Genomic DNA, 13,094 nt, shown 5'->3' on the forward strand with positions numbered 1-13,094 from the left:
CGGGGCGGTCATGGGAACTCCGGGCGGCGCCGGCGGGCGCGGGGCCAAGCCTGCGTCAGAGTATGAGAAACTATCCCGGCGCCCGGCCGCTTGTCCGGTCGGCAGCGCTCTTCCGCCCTGGTGTAGAGGCAGCACGCAGGCCTTTGGAGCCTTGAGGCCCGGGTTCGAATCCTGGGGGCGGAGCGGGAGGCCGCCTTGAGGCGAGCGCTTGTGGCACAGGGGGCGCGCAAGTCGGGTTGGGACCTGGTGCGGGGCGACGTAGGATGAGGCCGCCGGGCCGCCAGCGGCCTTGGACCCACCTTGAGTTCCACTGAGAAGAGGACCCGTGGCTTCCACCTCCCCCGCCGCCGTTATCGTCATGGCTGCCGGCAAGGGCACCCGTATGCGCTCCAACCTGCCCAAGGTGCTGCACCGCATCGGAGGGCGCAGCTTGCTGGAGCACGCAGTAGTCGCCGCTCGCGGGATCGCACCGCAGCACCTGGTGGTCGTGGTGCGCCACCAGCGTGATGCCGTAGTGGCCCAGCTTGCAGAGTTCGCCCCGGATGCGCTGCCCGCAGACCAGGACGAGATCCCGGGTACGGGCCGCGCCGTCGCCTGTGGGCTGGCAGCTCTGCCGGATGGCCTGGCTGGCCCGGTTGTGGTTACCAGCGGTGACGTGCCGCTCCTGGACACCGCCACTGTGCGTGCCCTCGTGCGTCAGCACGCCGAGCACGGCGATGCCGTAACCGTCCTCACCACTGTGCTGGATGACCCCACCGGGTACGGGCGCATCCTGCGTGATGACGCCGGCGCCGTGACCGGAATCGTCGAGCAGCGCGATGCCACGCCGGCGCAGCTCGCGGTTAGCGAGGTCAACGCTGGCGTGTACGTGTTCGACGCGGCCCACCTGCGCCACGCCCTGACCACCCTGGGTACGGACAACGATCAGGGGGAGGTCTACCTCACCGACGTGGTAGCCCACGCCTACCGTGAGGGACGCGCCACTTCCGCACTGCCCGTCACCGACCACTGGCTGGTCGAGGGCTGCAACGATCGCGCTCAGCTCGCAGCCCTCGGCGCAGAGCTGAATCGGCGTGTGCTTGCGAACTGGATGGAACAGGGCGTCAGCGTGGTCGACCCGGCCGGAACCTGGGTGGACGTCACCGTCGAGCTGGCCCGGGACGTCCGCCTGGAGCCGGGCGCCATACTGCGCGGCTCCACCCGGGTGGGCGAGGGCGCCGTCGTCGGCCCCTACTCGGTGCTGACCGACGCCGACATCCCGGCGGGAGCCGTTGTGGCCCCCTTCACCCTGCTAGGCGGAGAGCCGGCGCCCGCCGGGGCGACCGCCTGAGTGTCCCGCCGCCTCGCGCAAGAACCACGAGCCCAGAAACCGGACTGTACCGGCCACGAGAGAGGAACCACGTCATGACCGGCATCATCACCAAGGGCGAGAAGCGGCTCGTCATCGTCTCGGGGCGGGCCCACCCGCAGCTCGCCCAGGACGTGGCCGCGGAGCTCGGCACCGAGGTACTGTCCTCCACGGCCTACGACTTCGCCAACGGTGAGACCTACGTGCGCTTCAACGAGTCCGTGCGCGGCTGCGACGTGTTCGTCATGCAGTCCCACGGAGACCGCGTCAATGACTGGCTCATGGAGCAGCTGATCATGGTGGATGCGCTCAAGCGCGCCTCCGCCAAGCGCATCACCGTGGTCGCCCCCTTCTACCCCTACGCCCGGCAGGACAAGAAGCACCTGGGGCGCGAGCCCATTTCCGCCCGGCTGGTAGCCGACCTGTGCAAGACCGCCGGCGCAGACCGCATCATGAGCGTGGACCTGCACTCCAGCCAGGAGCAGGGCTTCTTCGACGGGCCCTGGGACCACTTGTGGGCCCAGCCGGTGCTCGTGGACTACATCCGCAGGCGCGTCGACCTGTCCGCCACCGCCGTGGTCTCCCCGGACGCCGGTCGTATCCGCGTCGCCGAGCGCTGGGCGAACGCCCTGGGCGGGGCGCCGCTGGCATTCGTCCACAAGACCCGCGACGTCACCCGCCCCAACGAGTCCGTGGCCAACCGCGTGGTCGGTGACGTGGAGGGGCGCTCGTGCGTGCTCGTGGATGACATGATCGACACCGGCGGGACCATAGCCAAGGCGGTGCAGGTGCTGCTCGCCTCCGGCGCCAAGGACGTGATCGTAGCCGCCACGCACGGAGTGCTCTCCGGTCCCGCCGTTGAGCGCCTGTCCGGCTGCGGCGCCCGTGAGGTAGTGGTTACCGACACCCTCCCCATTGCGCCCGGCAAGCGCTTCGACTCCCTGACGGTGCTGCCGATCGCGCCGCTGCTGGCGCGAGCCATCAAGGCCGTCTTCGACGACGGCTCGGTGACCAGCCTGTTCGAGTCGTAGGAATACGCGCAGCCCGGCGAGCCGCGGCTCGCGCCGCGGTCGGCTGCGCCCGGACGGCGGTCACGAACTGGGGCTTGGCGCAGGGCTCCGACATGCCGACCGTTATTAGACAGTGCTGAATGATGCTTATTTGCAACGTGATGTTGTCGGCAGGGCCCGGATCCGGCGCCGCACCGCGCCCTCCCTCCCGATATCCTCCGAGTGGCCGTCTGGCCATTTCTTTCCCAGTTAATAATCGGAGGAATCGTGAACGTGTCTCGGGTCACCCGTGGGCTCGCTGCCGTCGTGACCACCTTGTGCCTAGCCCTCACGCCGGCGCTGGTTTCTAATGAGGCCCTAGCTGCGGTTGACCAAGCATCGGGGCGGATCCAGTCGAATTTCACGGCCCAGCCGCTGCCCACCGTTCAGGTTGACGGTGTGGTCTGGGATCAGCTCGTCGTGGGTGATGTCGTCTATGTTGTGGGGCAGTTCAACAATGCGCGCCCCGCTGGGGCCGCTGCCGGTCGGAATGAGACGCCGCGCCGTAACATTCTTGCCTATGATCTGAACAGCGGGGAGCTCATCGAGGATTTTGCTCCCGAGCTCAACAATGCGGGGCGATCCCTGGCGCTGTCCCCCGATAGGACGACGCTCTACGTGGCGGGATCATTTGACAAGGTCAACGGTGAATGGCATGGCCGCGTCGCCGCGTTCGACCTGACGGCCGGGCACGGCACCCTGATCTCAACGTTCCGGCCCATGTTCTCCACCACCGTTAATGACATTGCCGTCACGGAGACGACCGTCTACGCCGGCGGGGCGTTCAAGACCGTGAACGGCGTCGCCCGTACCAAGCTGGCCGCCGTCGATGCCGGCACCGGCGGGACACTGGACTGGGCGCCGAGCGCCGAGGGGGACAACTCCCAGGTCTATGCCGTCGCGGTGTCGCCGGACGGCAGCAAGGTGGTGGCGGCCGGGTCGTTCCAGACGCTGAACGGCTCCTCCAATCCTGGCTACGGGCTGGCGCTGCTGAGCTCCGCCGACGGCTCGCTGCTGCCAGCCCCGGTCAACGACCACATCCGCAACGGCGGACGCAATGCCGCGCTCAATGACATCGCAGTCGACGAGACCGGGTTCTACGGCGTGGGCTGGTCTCAGCGGCAGACCGAGGGTAGGCTCGAAGGCGCATTCAAGGCGGACTGGGAAGGCAACCTGAGCTGGGTGGAACCCTGCCACGGGGACTCCTACGGAATCGTCCCCGACGGCGATCAGGTCTACGTCACCAACCACGCGCACTCCTGCGAGACCATCTACGGCTTCCCGGACGTCACCTGGCAGCAGAACGGGACGACTCTCACGAAGTACTACCGCGCCATGGCCTTCACCAACAGCGGCGAGGTCCAGGTGCGCTACCAGGGTACCGGCGGTTATTACAACTGGACCGGCTACACCAGCCCGGACATCATCGACTGGTACCCGGACCTCACCGCCGGAACCTTCACCGGCATGGGACAGGCCGCCTACGACGTCACGATCAGCGAGGACGGCCAGTACCTGCTGATGGGGGGAGAATTCGTGCGGGCCAATGGGGCCGCGCAGCAGGGCCTAGTGCGCTACGCCAGACGCGATGCCGCGAATGGCAACCCGCCCGAGGGAAGCGGCGCGGACCTGGCCTTCCAGGCGCGGGCCACAGCCACCGGGGTGTCATTCACCTTCACCCCCACCTGGGACCGCGACGACTCCACGCTGACCTACTCCGTATATCGTGACGCAGAATCCTCCCCGGTCGCGTCCACGACGGTATCCGACCGGCACTGGAACATCTCGGGGCGCAGCCTCCTCGATAGCGGCGCACCCGCCGGAGAGCACAGCTACCGGCTGGTTGTCACCGATCCGGCGGGCAACAGCCTGAGCTCCGATCCGGTTACCGTTACGGTAGGAGGCGCGCAAGAAGTCTCGGCCTACGATCAGCGCAGCCTGGACCTCGGGGCGATTCACCTGTGGACCTTCGATGAGACTGAGGGGAACACGCTTGCGGACATCGCGGGGAACGCGGACCTTACGATCTCCAGCGGCGTCGCCCTGGGCGCTACGGGCGCCAGGACCGGATCTGCAGCAGTCTCCCTGTCCGGCTACTACTCGGGCGTGGCCACCTCCAGCGTGACGGACCGTGACATACAGACCTTCACGGTGGAGACCTGGGTGCGCACGAGCTCCCGCTGGGGCGGCGGAATCTTCGGATACACGTCTGGAAGCATGCGCGACCGGATTGTGTACATGGATACGAGCGGCCGCATCCGCTTCGGCGTATACCCCGGCGCCGTAAAGGTAATCACGTCCCCCCGCAGCTACAACGACAACAAGTGGCACCACGTGGTGGCGAGCCTTGGCCCGCAGGGCCAGCGCCTGTACATCGACGGCGAGGAAGTCGCTGCGGACGCGAGCGTGACCAGTGCCCAGTCATTCTTTGGGAACTGGACCCTGGGAGTGGGCTCGCTGTCCGGATGGCCCGGAGGCTCGGTCAGTGGGGTGCTCGCGGCGGCAGTCGACGGCGCCGCCGTGTACCCCAGCCAGCTCTCTGCGGAAGAGGTCTCCGCCCACTACGGCCTCAACGAGGCGACAGTCCCCACGGCGGCCTTCACAGCGGATACGCAAGACTTCGTCGTAACCGTCGACGGGTCCGGCTCAACCGTGGCGGGCGGCTCGATCGCGTCCTGGAGCTGGGACTTCGGTGATGGCGCCACCGGCGAGGGCGTCACTGCCGCGCACACCTACGCCGAGACCGGCACCTACACGATTCGGCTCACGGTCACCAGCGACACCGGAGCGACTGCTGCCAGCGCGCAACCGGTGCTGATAGGTCCGGCAGATCCGACGATCGCTGCCGACGACTTCGACCGGACAGCCCCCAACGGTTGGGCAGACGCGGCAGCCGGAGGTACCTGGACCGTGAACCCGGCAAGCCGCTTCTCCGTGGCCGACGGGACCGCCACGATCGCGCTCAACCGCGCCGGCTCCACGGCAACGGCCGCACTCGCTGAGGTCTCCTCCGACTCCACCGAACTGACCGCGTCCTACACGCTCAGCGAGCAGCCGACGGGCGGTGGGGTCTACACGGCCTTCGCGGCGAGGACCAGCGGGTCGAGCAGCTACAACCTGCGGATCCACTCCAGCGCGAAGGGAGTGCACGTGGCGAGCATAACTGCGGTTACCGGGGCCGGCGAGCGCACCCTGGACAGCGTGCGCGTGGTCGGCGACTGGAGCCCCGGGGAGCCGATCCATATTCGGATGCGTGCTAACGGGACGGGGGAGACGCAGCTCAGCGCCAAGGTATGGACCGGCGATGTCGAGCCTGAGGGATGGTCCCTGAACGCCCTGGACAGCAGTGAGGAGCTACAGGCTGCGGGTGCGATCGGCATACGCGTGTACACCTCCGCCTCCGCTACCTCGACAACCGGGACGTTCCAGCTCAGTGAGTTCAACGCCCGCCGCGCGGATGTGCGGGGCTGAGCCATGACAGCTCACGGCAACTCCCTCAGCCGCACGGCCCTAGGTACGGCGCTCGCCCTGTCGCTGCTGCTGTCCGCCTGCAGCATCGGCGGGACTGCCCCGGAGAGCGCTTCTGCGACGCCGTCGAGCCCCGCAACCGGGGCGCCGACCGGCGCCACCACCGCCCCGCTGCCGTCCCCTGGCGCATCCTCAGGCCCGGCGCCGAGCCAGCCCAGTCAGGCTCAGACCGACGCGCCCGGCGCCGGCCCTGCGCAGCCGGGGGACGCCGGATACGTGCTTCCGGAGGCTGATCCGGTCGAGCTGGACGGCACCGCCGAGTCAGCCGGGACCCAGGTATCCCTGTCCTCCATGCAGGCGGTGGACGCGGTCGCTGGCGGCGTCGGGGAGGTTTCCGGGCCGGCACTCGAGGTTGAGGTCTCCGTCACTGCGGGCGAGGAGGAAGTGGACTTGTCGGTTGCCTCCGTTGAGCTGACCTACGGAGACGACCAGACGCCGGCGGTGTCCTTCACATCCGCCGAGCAGGCGCACGACCTGCCGGCGAAGGTGGGCGCGGGACAAACGGTCACCGGCACCTACGTCTTCGCGGTTCCGACCGATGCGCGCGACCGCGTAGACGTAAAAGTCACGGTCTCGACGGGCGAGCCCGTTGTGGTGTTCAGGGGAGCGGTAGGGTAGGTCGCCCTGGCTCCGCGGGGAGCGTGGCATGAACCCGCGGAGCAGGGCCGTCCGCCCCACCACGTACCCGGACAAGGAGTAGCGGTGCCGCGAAATCTGCTTCTACTGGGGCTGCTCGTCCTCGCCGCAGTCGTGGTGGCGCTACTCATGCGCTGGGTAGGCCGGAGGCCGCAGGTCGGGGCACTGGTGTTCCTAGCGGCCACCGCATTCGTGCCGGTATGGGTATACCTGCCGGTGCAGCCCTATGTGCCGCCGGCCAGTGTCGTCGCGATGTGCGTGGCACTAGCGCTGCTGCCCGCGTTCTCCTTCAGGATGACGCCGGGGGACATGGTGGTCCTGGGGGCGCTCGCGCTCCAGGTCCTGTCGGTGGTTGTGGGCGGCTCCGTGGGCTATGTTCTTGGTGACGTCGTATTCGGCGCGCTGCCCGCATACATGGTTGGTCGGCTCCTCTCCGAGAGGCTCGGGGAGCGCAGTCTGTGCGGGATATTTGGCTTGGTCTGGGTGGTAGTCGCGGTGCTGGCTCTTGCGGAGGCGGCTTTGCACTGGAATCCGTTCCAGGCCGTGCATTTCTCCAATGGGCTCTACGACCAGTGGGCCATTGACCAGATCCGCGGTCAAATGGTGCGCGTCGAAGGGGCGTTCGGGCACTCGATTGCGCTCGGGTCGTCGCTCGCGGCGGGTATTCCATTCGTGGCGCGGGCCAGCTGGAAGCCCGGATGGCGTCTGGCGGGCATGACTGTGCTGCTGGGAGCAAGCCTGCCAACCCTGTCGCGTACGGGAATAGTCTGCTGCGTGACTGCCTTCGTGCTGTCGTTGACCCTGTTGCGCACCGACATCCCCCTGCGCGCCCGGCTACTCACCCTGGCAGGCGCCGTAGTAGCGATGCTCCTGCTGCTTCCGCGGATCCTGGCGGTCTTTGCGAGTGCAGGAAACGAGCAGGAGCGGTCTGCGGACTACCGGAGTGCGCTGCTCGTGCTGGTTCGTGAGCTCGTCCCGCTGGGGCAGTCGCCGGTGGGCGCCCGGATCCAGGGCGAGGTCATGTGGGCCGGCTTCAAGTCGATTGACAATCAGGCACTGCTGATGGCGCTGCGCTTCGGATGGATGCCGGTGGGCTTACTGATGCTGGGGCTGGCGGTGGTTCTGGTCAGGGTAGTTATGCGTCGCGGCACTCCTGCCGATATTGCTGTGGTCGCATTCTTGCCCGCGTATTTCACGGTGGCGTTCATTACCCAATTAGGTACGGTGGTGTGGTTCGTCGTAGGAGTCGGCGTGGCGCTGCGGGCGCGCGACGGCGTCGGCAGGCGCTCCCGACGGGGCTCCCGGGGATACCCGCAGGTTGCGCCAGCGCCCGGCTCCGGGAGGGCCAGGAAAGGCGGTCACGTGCAGCGGCCGCTGACCAAACCGGGTGCCTACTCGTTCTTCAAGGGGGTCTGATATGGGCGTGCCAGGGCAGGGGGCTGCGGCCCGGCCCAAGTCGGTGGCGATCGCCGTCTTGACCTATAAGCGGCCCGAACACGCAGCCAGTGTGGTACCAGCACTGGACGCTGCGCTTTCGGAGCTTGACGACGGCAGGGCGCTCAGGCTGATCGTGGTGGACAACGATCCCGACGCCAGCGCCCGCCCGGTGGTGGCGGCCGGCGCCGCGGGTGCCCTGCACCGTGTCAGCTACGTGCATGAACCGGCGCCCGGGATAGCCGCAGCCCGCAACCGGGCGCTGGCGGAATGCGATGAAGACGCGATCGTCTTCATCGACGACGACGAGCGGCCTCGCTCCGGATGGCTGCCGGCCCTGGTATCCCAGTGGGAGCGAGCGGGGGCGGAGGCAGTGGCCGGGCCCGTGGTTCCGGATTTCTCGCGGCAGCCGGACTCGTGGATCCTGGCGGGCGGCTGGTTCAATCACGGGCGCCGGGCCTCCGGCACGCCGATGCCCGCGGCGGCAACCAACAATCTACTGCTGGATATGGCCTTTTTACGCAGTAATGGCCTGCGGTTCGACTTGGACTTCGGCATGTCCGGGGGCGAGGACACCTTGCTTACGCGCCAGCTCGTGCAGGCGGGCGGCAGGATCGTCTGGTGCGACGAGGCCGTCGTCGCCGATCAGCTGCCGGCCGAGCGGCTTACGCGCGAGTGGGTGCGCAGACGCGCGTTCTGGTCGGGAAACTCGTGGGCCGCGGTGGATATTCGCCTCGCGGCCCCGGGCGGACCGCGGCTTACGGCTCGAATGCGGCAATTGGCCAGGGGCGGTGTGCGGGTAGCCGGGGGCATGGCGAAGATGCTCGCGGCGGGCGCTAAGCGGGATGAGGCGGCACAATCGCGCGCCGTTCGGGTTTATGAGCGCGGCCGCGGGATGTGCGCGGGCGCACTGGGGCGGCGTTGGATGCCCTACCGCCGTGACTGAAGAGATAGCATCGTTAAGCACGCTGCGAGACAGGCGCCCGGCCCTGCGGATGCCTGGACTCCTTCATCCGGGTACCGCCGTATTCAAGCGGTATTGAAACTGACTAAGGAACCCATGCGCATTCTGATCCTCTGGGCCTCGCTCGATCAGCCCAACCTTGGCGTCAGGGCGCTGGCCGTTGGGACCAGGGCGCTCGCCGCACAGGTGTTTCCAGGCGCGGAGGTACAGATCCAGGGCACCGGCCACGGCGACGCCCCCACCTCCCTGTTCATGAGCCGACGGGGGCTGCTCAAGGAGCGGGTGACCGGTGCGCGGGGCATGTTCGACTGGCTCGCCTCCTTCGACCTGGTGCTTGATACCCGCTCCGGCGACTCCTTCGCCGACATCTACGGGCTGGAGCGACTGCGCAATATGTCCCGGGTGCCCGAGGTCCTGCACCACCTGGGGGTGCCGTTGGCGCTCACCCCGCAGACCATCGGCCCCTTCAACACGCGCCGGGGCAGGGTGCTGGCACGCCGCGCGCTGCAGCAGGCGCGGCTGGTAGCCAGCCGGGACAGGCGCTCAGCCGCCTGCGCGGCGCAGCTGGGGCGCCCGGTAGATGTGGAGTCCACGGATGTGGTCTTCGCAATCGACCACCCGCCGGTGGCGACCACCAGGGATGTAGTGCTCAACGTCTCCGGGCTCCTGTGGAATGACAACCCGCACGTGGACGCCACGCGCTACCGCCGCGACATACTTGCGCTCGCGCGCAGGCTCCAGGCCGAGGGGCGTACCGTCACGCTGCTGGCACACGTCGTCGGCCCCGACGATTCCGCCGGCGACAATGACCGCTACCCGCTTGCCGAACTGCGGCGGGAGCTCGGGGACGTGGAGGCCATCGTGCCGCAGGGGCCCGATGCCCTGGACCAGGTGCGCGCCGCCGTGGGCTCGGCCCGGGTGGTACTGGGCTCGCGCATGCATGCCTGCCTGAACGCCCTGTCCATGGGAACCCCTGCCGTCCCCCTGGCGTACTCCCGCAAATTCGCGCCACTGCTAGCCGGAATCGGCTGGGACCACGTGGTGGAGCTGCAGGCCGACGACGTCGTCGACCGCGCCCTGGCCGCGGTTGCCTCGCCGCGGCTGTCCGAGGACGTGCACGAGGTCAGACACCGCGCCGACCGGGACCTCAGCCGCTTCACGCGGGCCCTGGGAGAGCTGCTGTGACCGGCGCGGACTCGGAACGTACTGAACGTACCGGGGCCCTCCAGCCCCCCGAGCCCCCGCGGTCCGTGCCGCCTCGGGAGCCCCTACCCGCCTCGCCGCCCGGGATCGGCCCGCACTCGCCGGGCGGGGACCGTGCCGGTCTGGGTAAGCGAGCCGCCAAGGCGGCCGGACAGACGGTGTGGACGCAGGGCCTGCGCATTCTGCTCCAGCTCGGCAACGTCGTGGTGCTGGCGCGCCTGCTCGACGACCGCGCCTACGGCGTGGTCGGCATGGTCACGGCCGTGGTTGGTGTGGCCGCTATCTTCCAGGACTTCGGCCTGTCCACCGCAGCCATCCAGGGGCGCACGCTCAGCCACGGCCAGCGCTCCAACCTGTGGTGGATCAACACGGCCGCCGGGCTCGTCCTCACCGGGCTCGGGGTGGCGATTGCACCGCTACTGGCGGGCTTCTACCACGAGCCCGCAGTGGCCGGGGTCTGCGCCGCCATCGCCCCCACATTCCTCATGGCCGGGATGGTCAACCAGTACCGTGCCGACCTGAATCGCAAGCTCCTGGTGGGGCGGGCACTGACAGTTGACCTGACCGCCGCGGCCGCAGCCCTGGCCCTCGGGGCGCTGACCGCAACCTGGGGATGGAGCTACTGGGCACTGGTGGTCCAGCGCATTGTCACCGCGCTGGTCCCGTTCATCTGCCTGCCCATAATCGCGGGCTGGCTGCCGCGCTGGTACGACCGGCGCGAGCCCATGCGCGCACTGCTCGGTTTTGGTGTGCAGATGGCAGGCACCCAGATGGTCTCCTACCTCGCCTCCAACCTGGACTCCATCCTCATGGGGCGCCTATTCGGCGCCGGCACCCTGGGGCTGTACAACCGCGCAGTGCAGACGCTGCGCACCCCGCTGAATCAGTTCCGCCCCCAAGTCACCACGCTTGGGCTGTCCGTTGTAGCCAAGCTTCAGGACGACGACGAGCGCACCCTGGCCTACCTGCGGCGCGGACAGCTTGCGCTGGGCTACCCGGTCTTCCTCACCATGGGGATCGTGGTGGCCGCAGCCCCGGCGGTGGTCTCGGTGGTGCTCGGGGACCACTGGCTGAGCGTAGTCCCGTACATGAGACTGGTTGCGGTGGGCGAGGGCCTGACCACGCTGTCAATGGTTGGGGGCTGGATCTACACCTCGCGGGCGCTGGGGCGCGCATATCTGCGCTACACGCTGTTCTCCGCAATGATCCGGCTGGCCGCGATCATCGCGGGGGCGCAGTTCGGTGCGCTTGGTGTCGCATACGCCTACGTGGCCAGCCCGCTGATCCTCTGGCCCGTCTCCCTGCTGTGGTCCGGACGCGCCTCCGGGCTCGACACCGCGCCGCTGGTGTGGAACGGGATGCGGATTCTTGCCGTGTCCGCCGCGGCCACGGCCGCCGCGTGGGGGCTGTGCGCAGTGGTCCCCGTAGCCTCCGCCGTCCTGGCCTGCCTGGTTGCGGTGGCCGGCATGTGCCTGGCCATGGCGCTGCTGTGGCTGGTGCTGCCGGTTGTACGGTCCGACATGCGCGACCTAGCCACAATGGGGCGGATGATGCTCAGGCGCTGACACTCCTGCGCACCCCGATTCGGATGAGAGACTCGGAAGAGAAGATGACCAGAAGCACCTTGCGTTCCGTGAGCATTGCTACGGAGATTAACCGCGTGGTCGACTCGCTCAACTGCTCGGGGTGCGGCCTGTGCGCCCAGTTCGAGGGCGTCACCATGCAGCTGCATAACGGCTTCATGCGTCCGGTGGTAGATCCCGAAGCGGTATCCCGCACGGGAGCCGGCGAGTTGGCAGAATTCCGTGCCTCCTGCCCAGGCATCCGGATACAGGCGCAGCGCGGCGCGGGTATCTACTGGGACCCGGACTTCGGGCCGGTGCTAGGCGCCTGGGAGGCCCATGCGACCAACGCGATCATCCGTCATGAGGGCAGTTCCGGCGGTGTACTCACCGCCATCGCCAGTTGGCTACTCGACTCGGGACGTGCTTGCCGCGTAGTCGGTGCTGCCAAGGATGAGGACGATCCTTCCCGCACGCGATCGCTCACGGTCGGTGCGGCGCAGGAGGTTCGGTCCCTAGCTGGCAGCCGGTATGCGCCTGCCGCCAACGCTGCCGCTCCCGGGGCGGCTAGCACTGGCACGGTATTCATAGGCAAGCCTTGTGAGGCTCAGGCCGTGCGTCGTCTGGGTCAGGAGCGTGGGCAACGTCCCGTCATTCTCAGCTTCTTCTGCGCGGGCACCCCCGACCAGCGGGCAACAGACCGGCTCTTGGACGAGCTCTTCGCGGAGACGGATGCCGACCGCAGTAGGCCCCTGTGCGACATGCGCTATCGCGGGCACGGCTGGCCCGGGGAGTTCACCGCCGTGGCCGCGGACGGCACCACGGTGAGCACCTCCTACTCCGAGTCCTGGGGCAAGGCCCTGGGGCCAACCGTGCAGTGGCGCTGCCGGCTGTGCCCCGACGGCGTCGGGGAGTACTCCGATGTCACCGCGTCGGACTTCTGGCGGGCCACCCCCGACGGATACCCGGACTTCACGGACGGAGAGGGCGTCAGCGCCCTGCTGGCCCGCACCCCGCGGGGCCTGGAGATAATCCGGGAGGCGGAGAAGGCGGGCGTGATCACGGTGACTCCGCTGCGTCTGGACGACTTGCGTCAAGTCCAGCCCTACCAGCACGAGCGCCGGGACTACCTGGTGCCCCGCCGAACGGCCGCCCGGCTCATGGGGCTGCACACCCCGCGCATGCGCGGCTTCGGAGCCTGGCGGCGGGCGCTGGCACGTCCCCGGGACTCATGGCGCCAACTGCGCGGCTCCGTCAGTCGGCTCCGGCGCAAGTTCGCCGTCGACTGGCCCTGGAACAGGTCCCTGAAGCAGGGCGGGCGCGACCGGGGCGGTGCCGGGACCGGGCCGCGGCGGGGCTGACACGGGCCT

At 68.6% G+C, this 13,094-nt stretch carries 9 protein-coding genes and 1 tRNA gene; all 10 read left to right on the forward strand.

Annotated elements, in window-relative coordinates; all coding sequences use genetic code 11:
- Window positions 1-111: 111 nt before the first annotated feature.
- The 10 genes from GZ998_RS08020 (at window position 112) to GZ998_RS08065 (ending at window position 13,085) form a co-directional block, all read left to right on the forward strand.
- Window positions 112-183 (forward strand) — tRNA-Gln (locus GZ998_RS08020).
- A 142-nt stretch (window positions 184-325) separates the two neighbouring features.
- Window positions 326-1,330 carry a bifunctional N-acetylglucosamine-1-phosphate uridyltransferase/glucosamine-1-phosphate acetyltransferase gene (locus GZ998_RS08025; protein WP_162678743.1) on the forward strand — a complete coding sequence of 335 codons (1,005 nt, stop codon included), beginning with the start codon at window positions 326-328 and terminating at the stop codon, window positions 1,328-1,330.
- 74 nt (window positions 1,331-1,404) lie between these two features.
- Window positions 1,405-2,379 carry a ribose-phosphate diphosphokinase gene (locus tag GZ998_RS08030; protein ID WP_162678742.1) on the forward strand — a complete coding sequence of 325 codons (975 nt, stop codon included), beginning with the start codon at window positions 1,405-1,407 and terminating at the stop codon, window positions 2,377-2,379.
- A gap of 246 nt (window positions 2,380-2,625) precedes the next feature.
- Window positions 2,626-5,868 (forward strand): LamG-like jellyroll fold domain-containing protein, encoded by a 3,243-nt coding sequence (locus tag GZ998_RS13400; RefSeq protein WP_219109541.1) that lies wholly within the window; start codon window positions 2,626-2,628, stop codon window positions 5,866-5,868.
- 3 nt (window positions 5,869-5,871) lie between these two features.
- A complete protein-coding gene (locus tag GZ998_RS08040) occupies window positions 5,872-6,543 on the forward strand; it encodes a hypothetical protein (RefSeq protein WP_219109542.1) in 672 nt (223 codons plus the stop codon).
- A gap of 84 nt (window positions 6,544-6,627) precedes the next feature.
- Complete coding sequence (locus GZ998_RS08045; RefSeq protein ID WP_162678739.1) at window positions 6,628-7,977, forward strand: hypothetical protein; 1,350 nt, start codon at window positions 6,628-6,630, stop codon at window positions 7,975-7,977.
- A gap of 1 nt (window position 7,978) precedes the next feature.
- Complete coding sequence (locus tag GZ998_RS08050) at window positions 7,979-8,941, forward strand: glycosyltransferase family 2 protein (protein ID WP_161923589.1); 963 nt, start codon at window positions 7,979-7,981, stop codon at window positions 8,939-8,941.
- A 114-nt stretch (window positions 8,942-9,055) separates the two neighbouring features.
- Window positions 9,056-10,144 carry a polysaccharide pyruvyl transferase family protein gene (locus tag GZ998_RS08055; protein WP_219109543.1) on the forward strand — a complete coding sequence of 363 codons (1,089 nt, stop codon included), beginning with the start codon at window positions 9,056-9,058 and terminating at the stop codon, window positions 10,142-10,144.
- A 65-nt stretch (window positions 10,145-10,209) separates the two neighbouring features.
- A complete protein-coding gene (locus GZ998_RS08060) occupies window positions 10,210-11,727 on the forward strand; it encodes a lipopolysaccharide biosynthesis protein (RefSeq protein ID WP_219109544.1) in 1,518 nt (505 codons plus the stop codon).
- Between the two features lie 68 nt (window positions 11,728-11,795).
- Complete coding sequence (locus tag GZ998_RS08065; RefSeq protein ID WP_219109545.1) at window positions 11,796-13,085, forward strand: Coenzyme F420 hydrogenase/dehydrogenase, beta subunit C-terminal domain; 1,290 nt, start codon at window positions 11,796-11,798, stop codon at window positions 13,083-13,085.
- Window positions 13,086-13,094: the final 9 nt, after the last annotated feature.

Source organism: Actinomyces sp. 594 (genome assembly GCF_019325145.1).
GTDB lineage: Bacteria > Actinomycetota > Actinomycetes > Actinomycetales > Actinomycetaceae > Actinomyces.

Coding starts and splice junctions, on each gene's coding strand:
- GZ998_RS08055 (WP_219109543.1), top strand. CDS start 9,056: ATGCGCATTCTGATCCTCTGGGCCTCGCTCGATCAGCCCAACCTTGGC.
- GZ998_RS08050 (WP_161923589.1), top strand. CDS start 7,979: ATGGGCGTGCCAGGGCAGGGGGCTGCGGCCCGGCCCAAGTCGGTGGCG.
- GZ998_RS08030 (WP_162678742.1), top strand. CDS start 1,405: ATGACCGGCATCATCACCAAGGGCGAGAAGCGGCTCGTCATCGTCTCG.
- GZ998_RS08040 (WP_219109542.1), top strand. CDS start 5,872: ATGACAGCTCACGGCAACTCCCTCAGCCGCACGGCCCTAGGTACGGCG.